Origin of the sequence: Pseudomonas sp. NPDC088890 (assembly GCF_044900155.1) — a bacterium.
Lineage (GTDB): Bacteria > Pseudomonadota > Gammaproteobacteria > Pseudomonadales > Pseudomonadaceae > Aquipseudomonas > Aquipseudomonas urmiensis.
Genome location: NZ_JBJDNG010000008.1, coordinates 139,545 through 160,449 on the forward strand (window position 1 = coordinate 139,545; position 20,905 = coordinate 160,449).

Below are 20,905 nucleotides of genomic sequence, written 5' to 3' on the forward strand. Positions count from 1 at the left end.
TGGGCTTGCCTGCGAACGAGGGCGTAGCCCTCGACGCAATTCTGCGGTTCACGCCCTTTGGAGTCCAGTTACACCGGCCGAGTGCCCTGCGGTGCAGTGCCATCACCCCCCTCGACAGCAATCAACTTCTGCTTCTGCCCCTGGGTATCCATCAGGAACACCTCGACCTGGCGCACCGAAATCTTGATGTTGTGCGCCTTGAACTCGCGGTTGATGTAGCGGTTGATCTCATCCAGGGTCGGGTTGCGGTCGCCTAGATCGCGCACGTGCATGCGCAGCTCGTGATCGAGCGAGCTTTCGCCGAAGTTGAGGAAGTACACCAGCGGCTCCGGATCCTTGAGTACCCGCGGGTTCTCATGGGCGCCCTTGAGCAGCAGGTCGCGCACCAGGTCCAGGTCCGAACCGTAGTCGATGCCCAGCTTCAAGGTCACCCGGGTAACCGTGTCGGTCAGCGACCAGTTGATCAGCTGGCCGGTGATGAAGGTCTTGTTGGGGACGATGATGTCCTTGCGGTCGAAGTCGGTGATGGTGGTGGCACGGATGCGGATCTTGCTCACCGTGCCAGACAGGTTGCCGATGGTGATGGTGTCGCCGATGCGCACCGGGCGTTCGAACAGGATCATGATGCCGGAGATGAAGTTGGCGAAGATCTCCTGCATGCCAAAGCCCAGGCCCACCGATAGCGCGGCGACCAGCCATTGCAACTTGTCCCAGCTGACCCCGAGGGTCGACAGGGTACTGACGAAGCCCACCCCGGCAATCACATACGACAGCAACGTGGTGGTGGCGTAGGCGCTGCCCTGGGCCAGGTTCAAGCGCGACAGCACCAGCACTTCCAGCAGGCCAGGCAAGTTGCCCGCCAGGGCGAAGGTGATGCCGACGATCACCAGCGCGCCAAGCAGATCGCCGAGGCTGATCGGCACCATGCTGGCGGCGGCACCGGTGCCGCTGGTGTACTCGTAGAGGGTGAAGTTGTTGAGGTAGGCGAACACCGTGATCAGGTCCGACCAGACCCAGTACAGGCCGCCAATGAACCCCCCAAGCAGGGCCAGGCGAATCAGGCGCAGCGACTGCTGGTTGACCTGCTCGATGTCCAGCGTCGGCTCCTCGGCGATGACCTCGCCATCGAGCCCTTCCTTGGTCGCCTGGCGCTTGCTCAGCGCACGTTGGTAGGCCAGGCGCCGAGCGGCCACCGACAGGCCCCGGACGAAGGCGGCCTCGATCACCAGCCAGAACAGCAGCAGGTAGAGGGTGTAGATTAGCCGGTCGGTGAGCTTCAGCGCGGTGTAGTAGTAGCCAAAGCATACCGCCACGAACAGCGCGATCGGCAGGGCCGTGAAGGCCACCCCGACTGCTTTGCGGAACAGCGAGGTATCGCGGTGCGCCGGGCTGCTGAGCAGCAGTCGGCTGAGCAGCCAGGCCATCAGCGCGTAGCAGGTCAGCACCACGCCGATCCCCAGGACGTCGTCGGCCAACGCCGAGGGCTGGTGCTCAGCCACCGCCACCACGCCGACCAATGCCAGTACCACGGTACCCAGGCGGCGCACCCAGCCGCGCAGGAACTCGACTTGCGGCTTGTGCCAGCGGAAGTGGATTTCTGCCACTCCGCCCGGGGCAAGGATGCGATAGGCGGTGTAGAACACCAACCAGGCCTGGGCCAGTTGCCAAAGTGCCGCGCCGAGGTTGGCGTTCTGCCCACGCGCGTCGATCTGTAGTGCGTAGCTGCCCAGGGCCAGGGCAATGCTGACCGGCAAGGCCAGGAGAATGTTGATCAGGATGGCTTGGGGCGTATGCCACTGGCTATCGCGCTTGAAGTGGCCGATGTCCTGGTGAACCTTGCCCAGCCGCTGGTACAGGTATTTGCGGCGCCACAACAGCCCGCCGATGACCAGGAACAGCGGCAGGAACAGCAGCGGCCGCTGGATCAGGCCGTCAGTCAGCTCCTTGATCCCCGAACCCCAGGGCAGGTTGGCGACCTGGTCGACGAAGCGTTGCGGCACGCTGCGCAGCCATTCCCAATCCAGCGGCTTGTTGCTGGGGATCCAGAACATCTGCTCTTCCAGGGTGGTACGCAGGCCCTGGGCAGTGCTCAGCAGCTGCTTCTGGTTGAGCTGCAGGGTGATCGACTCGTTAAGCAGGGCGGACAGTTCGCGGTTCAGCCGTTCAAGCAGGTCGCTGCGGGTAATCGCCACTTCCAGCAGGGCTTTGCGCAGTTGTGGGGTGACATCCTGCTCGGGCTGCGTGGCCAGCAGGCGGTCGACGTAGCCCACTGGGTTGCTCATCTGCTCGCGCTGCTGGTTGATCTCGAACTGGTACAGGCGGATGTCGGCGATCTGGTCGGCCAGGTCGCGGTCGAGCTTCAGGTGCGGCAGGGTCTGCTTCTGCTTGTAGAGGATCTTGGACAGCAGCAGGCTGCCCTTGAGCACGTTGATTTGCTCGTCCAGGGCCTGGTCGGCCTGGGTCAGGCTATCGAGCTGCTGCTTGGTCCTGAGGTTCTGCTGGGTCAGCTCGTTGAGGCGGTCGGTGCTTTTGAGCAGGTAGTCGGAAAGCTTGAGGTTGGCAGCGCTCTCGGTGGCCAACAGGCTGCTGCCACCGGCTTTTTGCGCTTCGATCGACTGCTGGGTGACGGTTTGCTGCGACTGGGCCAGGCGCTTGTCGTTGATCAGCGTCTGCAGGTCCTGGATTTCTTGCTCCAGACGTGCTGCGCGTTCGATCAAGAGGTCGTGCTGAGCGTTGCCCAGGTCTTGCAGCAGGCCGTTGCCAGCCAGTTCCTGGCGGCGCAGCAGGGTCACGGCGTTGAGCGATGCCAGTTCGGCATTAAGCTGGTTGCGCTGGTCGGCGGACAGGGTCTTGCCGTTGTCCTTGCCGGACTTGAGGCTGCTGTTGATCTGTTGGGCGCGAGTCTGGTTGTTGCTGATCTCGCGTTGGGCCCGTTCGGGGCGGGTCTGCGAGTTGATGATCAGGCTATTGGCTTCGGACAGCGCTTTTTGCAGCTCACCCTGAAGGGTGCTGCGTTCGCTGAGCAGCTGTTCCAACTGCGGCACGCTGAGGCTGGCGTAGCGTTGGGCAACCGGTATGGTCTTGCTGGTCTTGAGCTTGATCAGTTCGCGCTGGCTTTCGCTGGTCAGGCGCGGAGCGTCGGCCAGCTGTTGCTTGAGCGCGGCGAGCTTCTTCTCGCTGTCTTCCTTGCTGGCGAGCAGGCTCAAGGTGTCTTCGAGGACTTGCTGCAGAGCCTTCTGCTCGGCCTCTGGAAGCTTGCGATCGGCAATCTTGTCGAGGCTGTTCTGGATGCTGGCGGTGGTTGGAGCCTCGGCCGCGCTGACAGCGAACGAGAGGGACAAGCACAGCCCGAGCAGGGCTGCGCGGAGATACACGCGCAGGGACATAGGCAGAGTCTTGTGCAGGGTTTTTGTAAAACGAGGTAAGTCGAAGTCTAGAGGAACAACCCGGGGCCAGGCCGAGTACCTTCCGGGAATCTGACGCCGACTTTGTGGATCTTGTTCCCGTCCATCACCGCGACGGTCCAGATTGTGCCGTGCCATTCGATCTGATCCCCTACTACTGGAGCGCCTCCGACCTTTTGTCGGATGAACTGCGCCAACGGCATTTTCGCGTCCAGGCCATCGAGTTTCAGGCCATAAAGTGCCGCCACTGCACCCAGCTCGGCATCACCTTCAAGGACGAAGTCGCCAAAGAAGCGTAGATCCAAGCCTCGCTGGGGCGCTTGGCTGAACAGTTTGCCCAGCGCCGACAGATTGTGCTCATGACCGATCACGCAGAGCATGTCGCCCACTTCCAGCACGGTACTGCCCGAGGGGTGGAGCAATTGCTCGCCGCGAAACAGCGCGGCAATCCGCGTGCCTTCAGGCATCTTCAGCTCGCGCAGGGCGGCGCCGATGCACCATTTTTCTGCGCCCAGGCGATAGACGAACAGCTCCCACTCGCTGGTGACGTGCACCTCCAGCGCGGAGCGGGAGATCGGCGCTGGGTCCGGCGGCACCGTAACCTTCAGCAGCTTGGCCATCCACGGCAGGCTGGTGCCTTGCACCAGCAGTGATACCAGCACGATGAAGAACGCCAGGTTGAAGAACAGCTGCGCCTGCGGCAGCCCGGCCATCAGCGGGAACACCGCAAGAATGATCGGCACCGCACCGCGCAGGCCAACCCAGGAGATGAAGCCTTTCTCGCGGCCATGGAAAGCCTTGAACGGCAACAGGGCGGCGACCACCGAAAGGGGGCGGGCGACCAGGATCATCCACAGCGCCAGGCCCAGCGCGGGCAAGGCGATCGGCAGCAGGTCGTGCGGCGTGACCAGCAGGCCGAGTACCAGGAACATGCCGATCTGCGCCAGCCAGGCCATACCGTCGAGCATGTGCAGAATGCCGTGGCGGCTGCGAATGGGGCGGTTGCCCAAGACCAGGCCGCATAGGTACACGGCAAGGAAGCCGCTGCCATGCAGGGCGTTGGTCAGGGAGAACACCACCAGGCCACCGGCGACCACCAGGATCGGGTACAGGCCGCCGGCCAGGTTGATCCGGTTGACCAGCTGCAGCATCAGCCAGCCGCCGCCCAGGCCCAGCAGGCCACCGATGCCGAACTCGCGCAGCAGGTGGGTCAACAGGCTCCAGTGCAGGCCCGTCTGGCCGCTGGCAATCATGTCGATCAGGGTGACGGTGAGAAACACCGCCATCGGGTCGTTACTGCCCGACTCGATCTCAAGCGTGGCGGTAACCCGTTCGTTCAGACCCTTGCCGCCGAGCAGCGAGAACACCGCTGCGGCGTCGGTCGAACCGACGATGGCGCCGATCAGCAGCCCTTGAATCAGGCTCAGGTCGAACAGCCAGGCGGCGACCATGCCGGTCAACGCTGTGGTGATCAAAACGCCCACTGTGGCCAGCGACAACGCCGGCCACAAGGCTACGCGAAAGCTCGCCACTCGCGTACGCAAGCCGCCGTCGAGCAGGATCACCGCCAAGGCCAGGTTGCCCACCAGGTAGGCGGTTGGGTAGTTGTTGAAGATGATGCCGCCACCATCGACTCCAGCGACCATGCCGACCGCGAGGATGATGACCAGAATAGGGATGCCCAGGCGCGATGACAGCGAACTGACCAAGATACTTGCACCCACCAGCAATGCGCCGATCAGGAACAGGCTATTGATGGTGCTTGCATCCAAAGGCAGTACTCCGGGGAAACGCGAAGGGAAGGCTGACGCCGAGCACGCAGGTTGCGTGCCAATCGATTCTAACCTGATGCCAGCGCGGGCTGTAAAGCGTTACCGCATGGCGGCAGGCGACTTGAGCTGAAGTGGTGCTCCACCTTCACTTAGGCAGAGCAACATGAGTAGCGGCAACAACCAGACACTTGAACACATTGCCCAGCGTTTCCTGGGTCGATTTCCTGATTTGCATGGCCTTGCCCGGCAGGCTGCCGGCCACGTGCTGCAGCGCCTGCTGGGGTACTGGCTCGACCCTGACACGCTCTATTGGCATGAGTTCGAATCGGCCGCCAGCAGCGCGCTGAGTTATACCGGCTGGCGTCATCGGGGGCCGCCGCGGCGTTCGCTGACGTTAACTGAGCTGGTGATGCAGCGATTCAGTCCGGCGCAGCAAACCGATGCTGACCAGCTGTCTGTCTATGGCGGTTTCTATCGGGTGGATGCCAGCCATGGCGAATATGACGAGCACAACGAAGTTCGCCTGGCGCCCCAAGCGGTGCTGGATATGTTCTGGCAGATGAACTTCTCTGAGCGCTACACGCAGCTGCTGCAAGCTTTTCAGGCGCAACACAGTGAGGACTTCTGTGTGCTGGCCCGGGCGCGTTTTGTGGCCGCGCTTGAGCGGTCGGCGCTTACCGAGGCGGAGCGCGCCGAGGTGCGCGCGGCGAGCCTTGTGGTAGCCACTGTGCCGATCACTGTGCAGGCGCTGCGTCGCAGCTGTGCGGCCTCGGCGCAGAGCGGCTGGAGTGCCTTGAGCATTGGTGGCATCGCCGCCCGGACACTGTTCCAGCGAACGCTCGGCACGGGCAGGCGTTGCCTGTACCTGGCGGATGAGCAGGATGCGCTACGGGTGTTCGATGATCGCCACGCACTGCAGGCGTGGTTGAGCGATCAGGCGGGCACGTCCGTGGGCCGTGAGCGTTTGATCGAGTATTTCATCGGCGTTGATGTGCTGTCGCAATCACTGCGACCGCGCCTGCGCAACTACTTGAAGTTGCTGGCACAAGCGCGGGGCGATATCGGCATCGCCGGGCAGGCCATCACTGGCGACCTGTTCGTACGCTTGCGCGAGCAAGCCATGGCGCAACTGGTCAACAACGCCCATGAGCGCCTGACCAGTAATGCCGAGCTGCGCAAGGCGAATTGGCTGGCCGGGTTGCAGGCTGCCAGCGTGATCATTGCACCTATGGCGCCGTTTGGATGGCCGGTGGTGCTGACTTCGCTGGGGCTTGGCGTGGGCAGTCTTGGCTTGCATCTGGATCGCGCCATCAACGGTAAGTCGGCTTGGCGTGTGGCAGCGTGGTGGGCTGTGGTGCTGGATATCCTGTTCATCTTGTTGGACGCGGCGATGATGCGCAGTGGCGAGTTGTTTGCCGATGCGCGGCAACCGCTGCGTATCGGCGCGCAGAGCGAACTGGCCGTTTCCGGGCCTGACTGGGAGCGTTACATGCTGCCCGCAGCCGATGAGCTCCTGGCGTATTCCGATCGCGCTCTGGCGCGTCAAGAATCGCTGATGGGCGCAGTACCTTGGGCTGATCTGGATGTGTTGGGTACGAGTGGCGAATACCTGGATGCCTTCAGTGAGCCGTATCCGGTGTACCGCGATGAGTATGGCTATGGTTCGGCAGCCATTGCCGAATACACCAGCTCACCGGAGCGCTACAACAACCTCTGGCGTGGCTTGCCGCTTGAGGGCAGGCGCAGCGTCAGTATCCAGCGAAGCCACGACCTGGCGCATGCGCTGGGCCAGATTGGGGTGAACAATCAGTTAACGCTGTACCGGGCAGCGTCGGTATTACGCGGTACCGGCACGTCGATGTTTCGCGAGGGTGGGGTAGGGGTGGGTGATGTGCTGGTGACCACCGATTTCACCTCGTTCACCGAAAACCCCTACGCGCTTTGGGAAGTGTTCAACAACCCACAGGCGCAGGTTAGCGGCAAGACGGTATTTGATGACCATGCGGTGGTGTATGTGCTGGAACCAGGCGAGTTTGCTGAGGCTACACCGGTGGCGCCGTTCTCGCGACGGCCGGATGAGGTCGAGTCGTTGATGCTGCCGGGGCGTTATCTACAGGTCGAGAAAGTGACCGCTGTGAAGGGAATGAACCATCGGTTCATGGAGGTACGGCTGAAGGGATTGGGTCAGGTGCCGGCGGGGGCGAGGGTGTATGAGATGCGTACGGGGGAGGTGTTTGATCGGGAGGTGTTGGCGCGGCGACTGGGGGCCGATGATGACTCGTTGATGCGGCGGTTTTTCCCTATTCCAACCTGAGCGTGTGCTCATGAAGAAGCTTGGGGCTGCGCAGCAGCCCCAAGCGGATAACGCGCAAATCAGCCTTGTTTCACTTCACGCATCGACTTGCCTTTGACTGGCGCGCCGTTAGCCACGTAATACTTGGCCGTGCTGCGCGGCAGTGGCTTGCGGCCCCGGATCTTGTCGGAGATTTTCTCGGCGATCATGATCGTGGTGGCGTTGAGGTTGCCGGTGATGATGATCGGCATGATCGAGGCATCGACCACGCGCAGGCCTTGCATGCCATGCACGCGGCCTTCGTTGTCGACCACCGCCATCTCGTCGCTGCCCATCTTGCACGAGCACGATGGGTGGAACGCGGTCTCGGCGTGCTCACGGATGAACTTGTCCAGCTCTTCGTCGGTTTGCACGTGCTCACCCGGGCTGATCTCGCGACCACGGTACGGGTCCAGCGCTGGCTGGGCCATGATCTCGCGGGTCAGGCGGATGCCGTCGCGGAATTCCTGCCAGTCCTGCTCGGTGGCCATGTAGTTGAACAGGATGCTCGGGTGCTGGCGCGGGTCCTTGGACTTGAGCTGGATACGGCCGCGGCTTGGCGAACGCATCGAGCCCATGTGCGCCTGGAAGCCGTGTTCCTTCACGCCATTGGAGCCGTTGTAGTTAATCGCTACCGGCAGGAAGTGGTACTGGATGTTTGGCCACTCGAACTCAGGACGAGTACGGATGAAACCACCGGCCTCGAACTGGTTGCTGGCGCCGATGCCAGTGCCATTGAACAACCACTCGGCGCCAATGGCCGGCTGGTTCCACCACAGCAGCGACGGATACAGCGAGACCGGCTGGGTGCAGGCGTACTGCAGGTACAGCTCCAGGTGGTCTTGCAGGTTCTCGCCGACGCCCGGCAGGTCGTGCACCACCGGTACGTCGAGGCTTTCCAGCAGGGCGCGGGGGCCGACGCCGGAGCGTTGCAGCAGTTGCGGCGAAGCGATGGCGCCGGAGCTGACGATGACTTCCTTGCGTGCACGCGCTTCGACGCGCTCTTCGCTGTCGCCGACCAGGTAGGTCACGCCCACGGCGCGCTTGCCGTCGAACAGGATGCGGTCAGACAGGGCGTGGGTGACGATGGTCAGGTTCGGACGCTTCTTGGCCTGGTCCAGGTAACCGCGAGCGGTGCTGGCGCGACGGCCTTTCTTGGTCACGGTACGGTCCATCGGACCGAAACCTTCCTGCTGGTAGCCGTTGAGGTCTTCAGTGCGCGGGTAGCCGGCCTGCACGCCGGCTTCGACCATGGCGTGGAACAGCGGGTTGTTGCCGGCTTTAGGCGTGGTGACGCTGACCGGGCCTTCGCCGCCGTGGTAATCGTTCGGGCCGATGTCACGGGTTTCCGCTTTGCGGAAGTACGGCAGGCAGTCCAGGTAAGTCCAGTCTTCCAGCCCTGGCAACTTGGCCCAGCCGTCGAAGTCCAGGGCGTTGCCACGGATGTAGCACATGCCGTTGATCAGCGAGGAGCCACCCAGGCCCTTGCCGCGGCCACATTCCATGCGGCGGCCGTCCATATGTGGCTCTGGATCGGTCTCGTAGGCCCAGTTGTAGCGGCGGCCCTGCAGCGGGAAGGCCAGGGCGGCTGGCATCTGGGTGCGGAAGTCGAAGCGGTAGTCCGGACCGCCGGCTTCGAGCAGCAATACGCTGACGTTGGCGTCTTCGGTCAGGCGGGTGGCGATCGTGTTACCGGCCGAACCTGCGCCGACGATGATGTAATCGTATTCCATGGGTTTCTCCCATTTGAGCGGCAAGCTTCAAGCTACAAGCTGCAAGAAAAGCAGTTGTGCAAAGCTCGCGAATGGATGAGGCCTGCAAGGGCCGGTGGCATGACGCCGACCGGCTCTTTCTTGCAGCTTGAAGCTAGCAGCTGGAAACGGTTGGTCAGAAGACCGACGAGTAGCCGCCCAGCTCAACCTGGACCGACTTGATGCGGGTGTACTGGGCCAGCGAGCTGACGCCGTTTTCACGGCCAACGCCCGACTGCTTGTAGCCGCCTACTGGCATTTCAGCTGGCGACTCACCCCAGGCGTTGATCCAGCAGATGCCAGCTTCAAGCTGGTGGATGATACGGTGGGCGCGGCTGATGTCGTTGGTGCATACGCCAGCGGCCAGGCCGTACTCGGTGTCGTTGGCGCGGCGGATGACTTCTTCTTCGCTCTCGTAGGAGAGGATGCTCATCACTGGGCCGAAGATCTCTTCTTTGACGATGGTCATGTCGTCGGTGCAGTCGGTGAACACGGTTGGGGCAACGAATGCGCCCTTGGCGAAATCACCTTCGGTCAGACGCTCGCCGCCGCACAGGACGCGGGCACCTTCTTCTTTACCCTTGGCGATGTAACCCAGCACGCTTTCCATGTGCTGGAAGCTGACCAGCGGGCCGAAGTTGGTGTTTTCGTCTTCTGGGTTGCCGACACGGATGCGCGCAACGCGCTCGGCGATCTTGGCTTCGAAGGCGGCTTTCATCGCGGCAGGGATGAACACCCGAGTGCCGTTGGTGCAGACCTGACCGGAGCTGTAGAAGTTGGCCATCATGGCGATGTCGGCGGCCTTGTCCAGGTCGGCGTCGGCGCAGATGATCAGCGGCGATTTACCGCCCAGTTCCATGGTCACTTCCTTGAGCGAGGAGCTCGAAGCGCTGGCCATGACTTTTTTGCCGGTGGTGGTGCCGCCGGTGAAGGAAACTTTCTCGATGCGCGGGTGCTCGGTCAGCCAGGTGCCGACTTCGCGACCGCTGCCGGTCAGAACGTTGAAGACGCCGTTTGGCAGGCCAGCTTCGGTGTAGATTTCAGCCAGTTTCAGGGTGGTCAGCGAGGTGACTTCCGACGGCTTGAAGATCATCGCGTTGCCAGCGGCCAGGGCTGGAGCGGATTTCCACAGGGCGATCTGGATCGGGTAGTTCCACGCGCCGATACCGACGGTGACGCCCAGCGGCTCGCGACGGGTGTAGACGAAGGAGCTTTCACGCAGGGGGATCTGCTCGCCTTCGATGGCCGGTACCAAGCCTGCGTAGTATTCCAGCACGTCGGCGCCGGTGACGATGTCTACGTAGCGGGTTTCCGAGTACGACTTGCCGGTGTCCAGGGTTTCCAGCTGGGCCAGCTCGTCATTGCGCTCGCGCAGGATGTCGACGGCGCGACGCAGGATGCGCGAACGCTGCATGGCGGTCATCGCCGCCCAGACTTTCTGGCCACGCTCGGCGCTTTCGACGGCTTTTTCGACGTCAGCCTGGGTAGCACGCTGCACGTGGGCGAGGACTTCGCCGGTAGCCGGGTTGATGGCTTCGAAGGTGGCGTCAGAGCCAGCGTCGACATAACCACCATCGATGTAGAGTTTTTGCGTTCCGAAACGGGCCATAGTGTCCTCGCAAGTGGAGTGTGTGGTTGGCTTTGCGCGTCACGCTCCTGCCGGGTGGGCAAGTGCCGTGCGCGCTTGTTCAGCGGCCTGGTCGGTTGTGGCCAGGGTGTGCTGCTTAGCCAGTTGTAGATCCATGTATTCGTAGGCAATTCGTATTGCCTGCTCGGTGTCGAATGCATCTCCCGACAGAGCGCCACGCAGCCAAAGGCCGTCGATCAGCGCTGCCAGCCCGCGGGCTGCCTTACGCGCATGGTAGAGCGGCAGGGCGCGGCGGAACTGACAGCACAGGTTGGAATACAAGCGGTGATCGTTGATCCGCTGCAACCTGTGCAAATCGGGTTGGTGCATGCTGGAAGCCCAGAAGGCCAACCAGGTTTTCATTGCCGGGCCGTTCACCTGGCTGGCATCGAAGTTGCCCTCGATGATCACCTTCAGGTGAGCGCGCGGGCTGTCGTCCGTCAGGGCCTGGCGACGTGCTCTTACGCCTTCGTTGAGCATGTTCATGATGTAACGCATCGTCGCTGCGATCAGGCCGTTCTTGTCCCGAAAGTAGTGACTGATGATGCCATTCGACACCCCGGCCAAACGGGCAATAAGCGCAATGCTGGCGTCCCCCAGTCCGACCTGATCGACCGCCTGCAGGGTGGCTTCGATCAACTGCTGGCGGCGGATGGGTTGCATACCGACCTTGGGCATCTTGCTTTCTCCTCAGGCCTGCGGGCAGACGACAAGCGGCTGCCTCGGCGAAGGCCAGTCTATTTTGTTTTGATTGAACGTTCAATCAATAAAGAATAAGCTCTGCGACAATTTGTGCCATTGACAGTTTTTCAGCTGGTCCAAGCGGCACTGATTGTCACCCCAGGAAATCGTGTAACCCCCGGAATACAAGGCGTTGACGGGCTAGAGCGATGCGAATGACAGATTCTGCCGAACGGTCACAGGCCGTGCGACAGGCCCTTGGAGCGGGCGAGATGATCTGTGGCTAATGCGCGCACCCAAGCATGGGAGGCGGCTCGCACTCAGGCCATCTGTCTGGTTTTTTGCAACGTTTCGATTCGGGATCACGGTTTCCAAGGTGCTTTTATAACACCTGACGCAGTAGGGCTATTGCACCAATTGCGCGGGAAATGACTGATTAGCCTCCACAGCCGCACTCCCCGGAGCATTCGTGCAATGAGTTCTGCCTCCCTAACCAAACCCCCCGCCGAGAGGGTCCGGGTCAACAACGTGGTGTTCATCACCTCCGCGCTGCTGATCCTTGTGTTGACTGCCTTGCTTATCGCTGTACCGGAAAAAGCCGGTGAAGTTCTCAACGTCGCCCAGACTTGGCTGACCCGCACCTTCGGCTGGTACTACATGCTGGTGATCGGCGGATACCTGGTATTCGTGGTGGTCCTGGCCTTCTCCAATTTCGGCAAGCTCAAGCTTGGCGGCAAGGATGACCAGCCTGACTTCAGCTACGGCGCCTGGGCTGGCATGTTGTTCTCCTCCGGTATCGGTATCTCGCTGCTGTACTTTGGCGCCTCCGAGCCGCTGGACCACTACTTCAATCCGCCTGAAGGACCTTCGGCCAGCGCCGAGGCTGCGCGCCAGGGCCTGCAACTGACCTTCCTGCACTGGGGCCTGCATGGCTGGGCGATCTACGCCCTGGTCGGCCTGGCCGTGGGTTACTTCGCCTACCGCCACAACCAGCCGCTGGCATTGCGCTCGGCGCTGTACCCGTTGATGGGCGAGCGTTGGGTCAAGGGTGGCGCCGGTCACGCAGTGGACATCTTCGGTATGTTCGTGACCCTGCTGGGCCTGGTGACCAACCTGGGTATCGGCTCGATGCAGGTGGCCTCGGGGCTGGAATACCTGTTCGGCATGGACCACAGCAAGACCAACCTGCTGATCGTGATCCTGGTCATGGCCACGGTTGCCACGGTGGCGGCGGTTTCCGGTGTGGAAAATGGCATCCGTCGTCTGTCCAACCTGAACATCCTGCTGTTCAGCGGCCTGTTGATCTTTGTCCTGCTGGCGGGTGACACCCTGCACCTGCTCAACGGCTTCGTGCAGAACATTGGCGACTACCTCAACGGCATCGTGCTCAAGACCTTCGACCTCTACGTCTATGAAGGCGAGGCCGGCAAGTCCGAGCGCTGGTTGGGCCTGTGGACCGTGTTCTACTGGGCCTGGTGGATCTCCTGGGGCCCATTCGTCGGCATGTTCATTGCCCGTATTTCCAAAGGCCGCACCGTGCGTGAGCTGGTCGCTGGCGTGCTGCTGATCCCGTTGGGCTTCACCCTGGCCTGGCTGTCGATCTTCGGCAACACTGCACTGGACCTGGTGATGAACCATGGCGCCGTGGAGTTGGGCAAGACCGCGCTGGAGCAGCCGTCGATGTCGATCTACCAGCTGCTGGAGTACTTCCCAGCGGCCAAGATCGTCATTGGTGTAGCGGTGTTCGTGGGCTTCGTGCTGTTCCTCACCCCAGCCGACTCCGGCGCGGTGATGATGGCCAACCTGTCGTGCAAAGGTGGTCAGGTCGACGAAGACGCGCCGCATTGGATGGTGGTGTTCTGGTCGGTGGTGATTACCCTGGTCACCATCGGTTTGCTGTTCGCCGGCAACTTCGCGGCGATGCAGACCATGGTGGTACTGGCCGGGCTGCCGTTCTCGGTGGTGTTGGTGCTGTTCATGTTCGGCCTGTACAAGGCCATGAAGCAGGACTCGCAGCTTGAGCAGGAGCGCGCCGAGCTGGCCGCCCGTGGTCGTCGCGGTTTCAGCGAGCGCCTCAGTGCGATGGACCTGCAGCCGACTCAGGCCGTGGTTCAGCGCTTCATGGACAAGCAGGTCAGCCCTGCGCTCAAGGATGCCGCCGCACAGTTGCGCACCCTGGGCTTCGAGGTCGAAACCCGGGTGGGCCAGTCGCGCAACATGATGGGCCTGCGGGTGATGATGGAAGAGGGTAACCCGTTCGTCTATGAAGTCAGCCTGGACGGCTACATGGCCGCGCCGAGCGAGGCACCGGTCGAAGGTGAGCCGGAAGTCCGCCAGCGTTTCTACCGCGCCGAGGTGTACCTGCACGACGGCAGCCAGGAGTACGACCTGATGGGCTTTACCCCTGAACAGGTGGTGCGTGATGTGCTCGATCAGTTCGAGAGCCATCGCCAGTTGCTTGGCCGTGTCTATAGCTGACAACGGTTGAAGCAAAAGAGAAGGGCCCTGTTCGTGAGAACAGGGCCCTTTCTCGTTGCGACGCTCATTTTTTCCCTGAAGCCGCTGGTTGTAACAGATCGGTGCGTACTGCAGAGCGTTGCTCTATCAAGTCTTCACTGACCGTGCACAGCGTCAGTGGCAGTTGCTGGGCCTTGAACTCATAGCGCTTATGGCGCAGGTGACGAAAGCCAGCGGGATCCTGGCAGTCAGTCGTCGCAGGTGGCCCGCGCTTTACCCGGTACAGGGTCAGGTGCGGCGGTGCGGTGCGCCAACTGACTTGTACATTGCCGTTGGGCAGCGCTGTGACGGTCATGTCGGGGTCTGGCACGGGAGCTGCGGGAAGCAGCTGGGTCGCTAGGCTCAGGCTATTGCCCATCAAGGCCGGGGAGGGCTTGTGCTCGGCTGAGTCTACGCCGAGCAGGCAGAGGAAGTGCCAGCCTGGTTCTGGACCGATGGGCTCGTCAATGTGATTTTGCTCAGCAGCGATAGTGCCGCTGTAGCCCTCAGGGTTTTCACAGGCGAGCGGGTTGCGCACGGTTTTGTATCGGTAGCGTGGCGTATTCAGGGAAAAGCTAAGGCCCCACCTGGGTAGACGCTCGTTACCCTCTGCATCGGTCGCGATCTTGGTGAGCGATCGGGGATTTCTTTCGACGATCAACTCAAAGCCCGGCAGCAGTTGGCAACTGTCCAGTGACAGATTGGCAAAGCCTTGAGCGAAACACCCTTGCAAGCGGCCCAGTGGTATGGAAAAGCCCGTCGTCAACGCGGGTTTATCGGTTTGAACCGGCACTTGGCAGGGGCTGCTCAGTGAGCAAGGGGCAGCTTTGCCGCTTATCGGTTCAGAAACGCTGTTGAGCACGCTGAGCAGGCGGCCACTTTGCACATCGATCACTGGGCTGCCGGAGGAGCCGGGTCCCAGGCCTAGGCAGTCGTTGCTGTAGATGTTGCGCCATACCCACGGGGCTGCGATCACGAAGTCGGTAGTGGCCTGGCTGCAGGTTGTCAGGCGCAAGCCAAGCTCATTGGCGGATGACTCGCCGATGACATGCACGTTTGCGCCAGGGGGAGAATCTGCGGCTAGCGCTAACGGCACAATGCCGTGCGCCATGACCTGGCTGAGACTCGCGTCCAGCTCCAATAGGGCCAGATCGAGGCCCTGCATGCTGCTCCACACCGTGCGTTTGAGGGCGAAGGTGTGGCGCTGGTCCTGGGTGTCTACGAAGAAGTTGAAGCTGATGCTGCCTTCGATCTCAGTGTCATGGCCGATCACGCCGTTGCGTTTGTCCACGCAATGCCCCGCGGTGACCAGGTAGGCGGGGCCTGATGCGGCCATTCCGGGCGCGCGGCTGTCGATCAGGCTGGCAATGCATTGACTACCGCCTGGCCGGGTCAGGCGGCCAATGCCGGTCCATTGGCGACGCTCACCGTGGGCATTGGTCAGCAGCTCAGGGGTGGGGACCGAAGGCTGGACGGTATCTTCGGCGCTGGCCGTTATGGCCAGGCTGATCAGGGCTGCGCCCAGGCAGAAAGGGTGGTGCTTGAACATGGAAGTCTCCGTAATGTTTGGAGTTCCATTGTTTTCAACTGCCTGGGCGGCAAGCGGTAGATAGATCTGACAGATAGTCAGCGGTTGCTGTAGCGGCCGTTTTTGCCATGTCCGGGCATGGCTTGGTTACCACGCTCGGCAATCATCTGTGAAAGCTCGATCAGCTCGACGCCCTGGCTCTTCAGGCGCGGAATTTCCCGTTGCAGAACCTCCAGCGTCTGTGGATAGGGGTGGCCGATCAGTACCGCCGAGCCCTGCTTGCGGGCCTGGGCAATACCCACCTGGAGCTGGGCGGTGATCGCTTCTGTGGTGCGCACATCATCCAGGAACACATCCCGCGACACATGCGCCAGGCCGATCGCCTGAGCTTCGGCGGCGGCGACCGTGGCGGCACTGGTGCGGCTGTCGACGAAGAACAGGTGACGCTGCTGCAACTCAGCCATCAACCAGGTCATTGGCGTGCGCTGGGCGGTCATGCGGCTGCCCATGTGATTGTTGATGCCGGCAGCGTGGGGCACCTTCGCCAGGGCGGCATTGAGCCGGCTAGCGAGTTCCGGCAACGGGATATCGGGGTGCCAGGCGTAGGGGCCGGTGGCCGGATCCATGGGCATGTGCAGGATGACCGTCTTGCCGGCCTTGTGCGCCTGACGGGCGAAGTCGCTGGCATGCGGCGTGTCGGGCATGATCGCCATGGTGACCGGCCCAGGCAGGGCGAGCGTGCGATTGTCGCGCTCGATGTTCTGGCCCAGGTCGTCGATGATGATGCTCATATAAGCCTTGGCTGGCGCCGCATGGGCGGTGCCAGCCAGCAGCCAGAACAGCGTAAACAGCAGATAACGCATCGAGAGGATCAATCGCCCTTGGTGATGTTCAGGCCTTTGAGCAGGCTCAGGGCCTGGCTCAGCTGGAAGTCATCATCCTGTGGGCGATCCTTGCGTTTGCTGCTTCCGGTCGGGCGGTCGGCGCCGCCGTTGCCGTTGCCCAGGTGACCTTGCAGGTCGGCTTCCTTGAAGTTCTCGGTATCGGCTTCGGCGGTCAGCTTGGCTGGGCGCACTTCGATGTCCGGAACGATCCCCTGGGCCTGGATCGAGCGGCCGTTGGGGGTGAAGTACAGGGCGGTGGTGAGCTTCAGGGCGCGGTCATTGGCCAGTGGCAGCACGGTCTGAACCGAGCCTTTGCCGAAGCTGTCGGTGCCCATCAGCACGGCGCGCTTCTGGTCTTGCAGAGCGCCGGCGACGATCTCCGAGGCCGAGGCGCTGCCACCGTTGATCAGCACCACCAACGGCACGCCTTCGCTGGCGTCGGCGGCGTTGGCCGAGAAGCGCAGTTCAGAGTTGGCGATACGGCCCTTGGTGTAGACGATCAGGCCCTTGGTGAGGAAGTGGTCGGCCACTTCTACCGCCGACTGTAGCACGCCGCCTGGGTTGTTGCGCAGGTCCAGGACCACACCGCGCAGCTTCTTGCCGTTGTCCTTGCGCATCTTGGCCAAGGCCTTGCCGACTTCATCGCCGGTCTTGACCTGGAACTGGGTGATGCGGATGTAGCCGTAATCGTTCTCGAGCAGCTGGCTCTTGACGCTCTTGACCTGGATGACCGCGCGGGCGAGGGTGACGTCGAACGGCGTACCGCCATCGCGAACCAGGGTCAGGGTGATTTTTTCGCCGATCTTGCCACGCATCTTGTCGACCGCTTCGGTCATGGTCTGGCCGCGGGTGGGCGCGCCGTTGATCTTGACGATCAAATCGCCCGCCTCGATGCCTGCGCGGGAGGCCGGGGTGTCGTCGATCGGCGAGACGACTTTGACGAAGCCGTCTTCCATGCCGACTTCGATGCCCAAGCCGCCGAATTCGCCGCTGGTGCTTTCCTGCAACTCCTGGAAGTCTTCAGGGCCGAGGTAGGCGGAGTGTGGGTCGAGGTTGCTGAGCATGCCCTTGATGGCATTTTCCAACAGGGTCTTGTCGTCCACCGGCTCGACATAGGCCGCCTTGATCCGGTCCATGACCTCGGCAAAGGTGCGCAGCTCCTCAAGCGGTAGCGGCGACTTGGCCGTCACCTCGGTGGCAGGCACCGGCGCTGGCACCGCGGCTGGCTTGGCCGGCTCGGCGGCAACGGCCAGGGGCGCGCCGATCGCCAGGGCGATGGTCAGGGCCAGTTGGGTGAGGCGAGGCGAGTGCAGCATGTCGAACGAACTCCTGATCCTGTTGGCGCTCCCGCAGGAGCCACGGTGCAGCCACCGTAAAAATAAAATGCCTAGCCACGGCACCATTGCGCGGGGTCGCTGGGGCGGCCCTGCTGGCGAATGGCGAAGTACAAGCCTGCGCTATCCTGACCACCGCTGTCACCCACGGTGGAGATGGCTTCGCCGGCCTTGACTACGTCACCGGCGCTCTTGAGCAGGCTCTGGTTGTGGCCGTACAGGCTCAGGTAACCATTACCATGGTCGAGAATGACCAGAAGTCCAGCGCCGCGCAACCAGTCGGCAAATACCACTCTACCGCCATGCACAGCGCGCACTTGGGTGCCGGTGGCGGCGCTGATCATCACGCCATCCCATTTGGCCCGGGCATCGCCACCGCGCGCATCGCCGAAGCGTGCCAGTAGTCGACCATTGACTGGCCATGGAAGTTTTCCCCGAGCGGCAGAAAATGCGCCGCCGTAGTTGGCGCCATCTCCAGAAACCAGTGGGCCGAGGGTGGTCAGGGCCTTTTTCTTCGGCGGCTCTGGCGCTTGGCGAGCGGCCAGGGCTTCTTGCTGGCGACGCTTCTCAGCCTCCTGCTGAGCGAGCAAGGCCTTCTGGCGCGCCTCCTCGGCTTCGCGGGCCTGACGAGCAAGGGTTTCCTCGATGGTTTTGAGGACTTTGCCCAGCTCGGCTTGATCCTGCTGGCGCGCTTGCAGTTTCTGGTCGCGCTCTTTCAGGTCGCTGTTGAGCTTGGCCAGCACCTGCTGGCGCTTGCTGCGCTCGGCTTCGAGCTCTTGCCGGCGGCTGTCGAGATTGCCGCGCTGGGCCAGCAGTTGCGCCTGTTGGCTGGCGATGTCCTGTTCGACATTGGCCAGCTGGCGCAGGGTTTCGTTGAAGGTGCGCAGTTGCTCCAGGCGCGCCTTGCTCAGGTAATCGTAGTACGTCAGGGTGCGGGCGAATTTCTCAGGGTTCTGCTGGTTGAGCAGCAGCTTGAGGTATTCCTCACGGCCATTGTTCTGGTAAGCCGAACGGGCCTGAATGGCGATCAGGCGTTGCTGTTCAACGCGGGCGGACTGGAGTTTTTTTTTCTCGGTATCAAGGCGCTCCAGTTCGCCCTCGGTCTTTTTTAGTTCTTGCTGCAACGCCTCCACCTGTTTTTCCAGCGCGCCGATATCGGTCTCGGTGCTCTTGAGGTCTTTTTGCACGCCAGACTTTTCCTCCTGGAGCTTGCCCAGCATCTTCTTGAGCTCGGCGATGTCCTGGCGGGTGGCGTCCAGTTGTTGCTGGGTCTGCGCACGCTCATCGGCGAAGGCCGGGCTGAGCAGGCAAGACAGGGCGAGAAGAATCAGGGCGCGAAGCATGAGGTTGGGCGTACCAGGGATGGAGACTGGCCTAGTATGCCCGCCTGGGCCTGCAAAAAAAACGCCTCGCGGCATCTGCGGCGAGGCGTTGGTCTGGAAAACCGTGAGACTGGGGCCGCTTTGCGGCCCTTCGCGGGCGAGCCCGCTCCCACAGCAATCGAGTCGATCATAAAACAGGCGGTGTGCCAGGACCTGTTGGACAGGCCCCGTAGTTATCAGGCATCCACCAGGATCGAGGTTCCGGTCATCTCTGCTGGCTTTTCCAGGCCCAGCAGTTGCAGCATGGTCGGCGCCACGTCCGCCAGCACGCCGCCTTCGCGGACCTTAAGCTTGCGCTTGCCGACATAGATGAACGGCACCGGCTCGGTGGTGTGAGCGGTATGCGCCTGGCCGGTGCACTCGTCTTCCATTTGTTCAACGTTGCCGTGGTCGGCGGTAATCAGCGCTTCGCCGCCAACCTTGTCCAACGCCTCGACGATGCGTCCCACGCAAGTGTCCAGCGCCTCGACAGCCTTGACCGCCGCCTCGAACACGCCGGTATGGCCGACCATGTCGCCGTTGGCGTAGTTGACCACGATGACATCGAAGCGCTGCTGCTCGATGGCTTCGACGATGCGGTCGGTCACTTCAGGGGCGTTCATTTCTGGCTGCAGGTCGTAGGTGGCGACCTTCGGCGACGGGATCAGGATGCGCTCTTCGCCTTCGAACGGCTCTTCACGCCCGCCCGAGAAGAAGAACGTCACGTGGGCATACTTCTCGGTCTCGGCGATACGCAGCTGGGTCTTGCCGTTTTTCGCCAGGTACTCGCCCAGTACGTTGTCCAGGCTGGCTGGGGCAAAGGCCGCAGGGGCAGCGATCTTGGCCGAGTACTGGGTCAGGCCGATGTAGGCGGCAAGCTTGGGCAGGCGGGCCCGCGGGAATTCGTTGAAGTCTGGCTCGACAAACACGCGCGACAGCTCGCGGGCACGGTCGGCGCGGAAGTTCATGAAGATCACCGCATCGCCATCTTCGACCTTCACCGCTTCGCCAATGCGTGTGGCTTTGACGAACTCATCGCTTTCGTCGCGTGCGTAGGCGGCTTCAAGGCCTGCCACGGCGGTATCGGCAGTGTAGTCGGCCACCGAGTCGACGATCAGGTTGTAGGCGGCGCTGACGCGGTCCCAACGGTTGTCACGGTCCATTGCGAAGTAGCGGCCGATCAGGCTGGCGATGCGGCCTTTACCCAGCTTGGCGAAGGTTGCGTCGAGCAGTTCGATCGACGACTGGGCGCTGCGTGGCGGGGTGTCGCGACCATCGAGGAAGGCGTGCAGGTAGATTTTCTCGGCGCCACGTTGTGCGGCCAGTTCGGCCATGGCGACCAGGTGGTCCTGGTGGCTGTGTACGCCGCCGTCGGAGAGCAGGCCGAGAATGTGCACGGCCTTGCCGGCGCTGGCGGCCTTGTCCACGGCACCGGTCAGCACGGGGTTATGGAAGAACTCGCCGTCACGGATGGCCTTGGTCACCCGGGTGAAGTCCTGGTACACCACGCGCCCGGCTCCGAGGTTCATGTGACCGACCTCAGAGTTGCCCATCTGGCCGTCGGGCAAGCCGACATCCATGCCAGAGCCGGAGATCAAGCCGTTGGGCTGAGTAGCCCGCAGGCGATCGTAGACCGGGGTGTTGGCTGCAAAGATGGCGTTGTACTCGGGGCTTTCGCTGTGACCGAAACCATCCAGGATGATCAGGACCAGGGGTTTAGGCGTGCTCGTCATCA

General features: G+C 62.3%; 12 protein-coding genes. 2 read left to right on the forward strand and 10 right to left on the reverse strand.

Features of this window, described 5'->3' with window-relative positions; genetic code table 11:
* Nucleotides 1–68 precede the first annotated feature (68 nt).
* Complete coding sequence (gene mscK, locus ACI2JX_RS18190; RefSeq protein ID WP_404690676.1) at nucleotides 69–3,386, reverse strand: mechanosensitive channel MscK; 3,318 nt, start codon at nucleotides 3,384–3,386, stop codon at nucleotides 69–71.
* 47 nt (nucleotides 3,387–3,433) lie between these two features.
* Entirely contained in the window at nucleotides 3,434–5,176 is a 1,743-nt protein-coding gene (locus tag ACI2JX_RS18195; RefSeq protein WP_264235645.1) for a potassium/proton antiporter, read from the reverse strand.
* Nucleotides 5,177–5,339: 163 nt separating this feature from the next.
* On the opposite strand from ACI2JX_RS18195, the gene ACI2JX_RS18200 reads away from it, so the two are divergent.
* Nucleotides 5,340–7,490 (forward strand): dermonecrotic toxin domain-containing protein, encoded by a 2,151-nt coding sequence (locus ACI2JX_RS18200; protein ID WP_404690677.1) that lies wholly within the window; start codon nucleotides 5,340–5,342, stop codon nucleotides 7,488–7,490.
* A gap of 59 nt (nucleotides 7,491–7,549) precedes the next feature.
* On the opposite strand, the gene betA is transcribed toward ACI2JX_RS18200, so the two are convergent.
* From betA to betI, 3 genes are all read right to left on the reverse strand, one after another.
* Nucleotides 7,550–9,241 (reverse strand): choline dehydrogenase, encoded by a 1,692-nt coding sequence (gene betA / locus ACI2JX_RS18205; protein WP_404690678.1) that lies wholly within the window; start codon nucleotides 9,239–9,241, stop codon nucleotides 7,550–7,552.
* A gap of 154 nt (nucleotides 9,242–9,395) precedes the next feature.
* Nucleotides 9,396–10,868, reverse strand: a complete 1,473-nt coding sequence (gene betB, locus ACI2JX_RS18210) for a betaine-aldehyde dehydrogenase (protein WP_264235642.1) — start codon at nucleotides 10,866–10,868, stop codon at nucleotides 9,396–9,398.
* Between the two features lie 39 nt (nucleotides 10,869–10,907).
* Complete coding sequence (gene betI, locus ACI2JX_RS18215) at nucleotides 10,908–11,564, reverse strand: transcriptional regulator BetI (RefSeq protein ID WP_186556604.1); 657 nt, start codon at nucleotides 11,562–11,564, stop codon at nucleotides 10,908–10,910.
* 477 nt (nucleotides 11,565–12,041) lie between these two features.
* Here betI and ACI2JX_RS18220 point away from each other — a divergent pair, with 477 nt between their 5' ends.
* Entirely contained in the window at nucleotides 12,042–14,045 is a 2,004-nt protein-coding gene (locus ACI2JX_RS18220; RefSeq protein ID WP_189661935.1) for a BCCT family transporter, read from the forward strand.
* A 64-nt stretch (nucleotides 14,046–14,109) separates the two neighbouring features.
* Here the strand turns inward: ACI2JX_RS18220 and ACI2JX_RS18225 are convergent, their stop codons facing one another.
* The 5 genes from ACI2JX_RS18225 to gpmI all read right to left on the reverse strand — a co-directional run bounded on the left by ACI2JX_RS18225 (nucleotide 14,110) and on the right by gpmI (nucleotide 20,903).
* Complete coding sequence (locus ACI2JX_RS18225; protein WP_404690679.1) at nucleotides 14,110–15,612, reverse strand: trypsin-like peptidase domain-containing protein; 1,503 nt, start codon at nucleotides 15,610–15,612, stop codon at nucleotides 14,110–14,112.
* A gap of 77 nt (nucleotides 15,613–15,689) precedes the next feature.
* On the reverse strand, nucleotides 15,690–16,454 hold the full coding sequence (locus ACI2JX_RS18230; protein WP_264235639.1) for a divergent polysaccharide deacetylase family protein: 765 nt from the start codon (nucleotides 16,452–16,454) through the stop codon (nucleotides 15,690–15,692).
* 8 nt (nucleotides 16,455–16,462) lie between these two features.
* Entirely contained in the window at nucleotides 16,463–17,791 is a 1,329-nt protein-coding gene (locus ACI2JX_RS18235) for a S41 family peptidase (protein WP_186556607.1), read from the reverse strand.
* Between the two features lie 71 nt (nucleotides 17,792–17,862).
* Nucleotides 17,863–19,152 carry a murein hydrolase activator EnvC gene (locus ACI2JX_RS18240; RefSeq protein WP_368973098.1) on the reverse strand — a complete coding sequence of 430 codons (1,290 nt, stop codon included), beginning with the start codon at nucleotides 19,150–19,152 and terminating at the stop codon, nucleotides 17,863–17,865.
* A gap of 215 nt (nucleotides 19,153–19,367) precedes the next feature.
* Complete coding sequence (gene gpmI, locus ACI2JX_RS18245) at nucleotides 19,368–20,903, reverse strand: 2,3-bisphosphoglycerate-independent phosphoglycerate mutase (protein WP_404690680.1); 1,536 nt, start codon at nucleotides 20,901–20,903, stop codon at nucleotides 19,368–19,370.
* Nucleotides 20,904–20,905 lie beyond the last annotated feature (2 nt).

Excerpts from the sequence above, each read along its gene's own strand:
- betB (WP_264235642.1), bottom strand. The coding sequence starts at position 10,868 with ATGGCCCGTTTCGGAACGCAAAAACTCTACATCGATGGTGGTTATGTC.
- ACI2JX_RS18240 (WP_368973098.1), bottom strand. The coding sequence starts at position 19,152 with ATGCTTCGCGCCCTGATTCTTCTCGCCCTGTCTTGCCTGCTCAGCCCG.
- mscK (WP_404690676.1), bottom strand. The coding sequence starts at position 3,386 with ATGTCCCTGCGCGTGTATCTCCGCGCAGCCCTGCTCGGGCTGTGCTTG.
- betI (WP_186556604.1), bottom strand. The coding sequence starts at position 11,564 with ATGCCCAAGGTCGGTATGCAACCCATCCGCCGCCAGCAGTTGATCGAA.
- betA (WP_404690678.1), bottom strand. The coding sequence starts at position 9,241 with ATGGAATACGATTACATCATCGTCGGCGCAGGTTCGGCCGGTAACACG.
- ACI2JX_RS18235 (WP_186556607.1), bottom strand. The coding sequence starts at position 17,791 with ATGCTGCACTCGCCTCGCCTCACCCAACTGGCCCTGACCATCGCCCTG.
- ACI2JX_RS18220 (WP_189661935.1), top strand. The coding sequence starts at position 12,042 with ATGAGTTCTGCCTCCCTAACCAAACCCCCCGCCGAGAGGGTCCGGGTC.
- ACI2JX_RS18230 (WP_264235639.1), bottom strand. The coding sequence starts at position 16,454 with ATGCGTTATCTGCTGTTTACGCTGTTCTGGCTGCTGGCTGGCACCGCC.
- gpmI (WP_404690680.1), bottom strand. The coding sequence starts at position 20,903 with ATGACGAGCACGCCTAAACCCCTGGTCCTGATCATCCTGGATGGTTTC.
- ACI2JX_RS18225 (WP_404690679.1), bottom strand. The coding sequence starts at position 15,612 with ATGTTCAAGCACCACCCTTTCTGCCTGGGCGCAGCCCTGATCAGCCTG.
- ACI2JX_RS18200 (WP_404690677.1), top strand. The coding sequence starts at position 5,340 with ATGAGTAGCGGCAACAACCAGACACTTGAACACATTGCCCAGCGTTTC.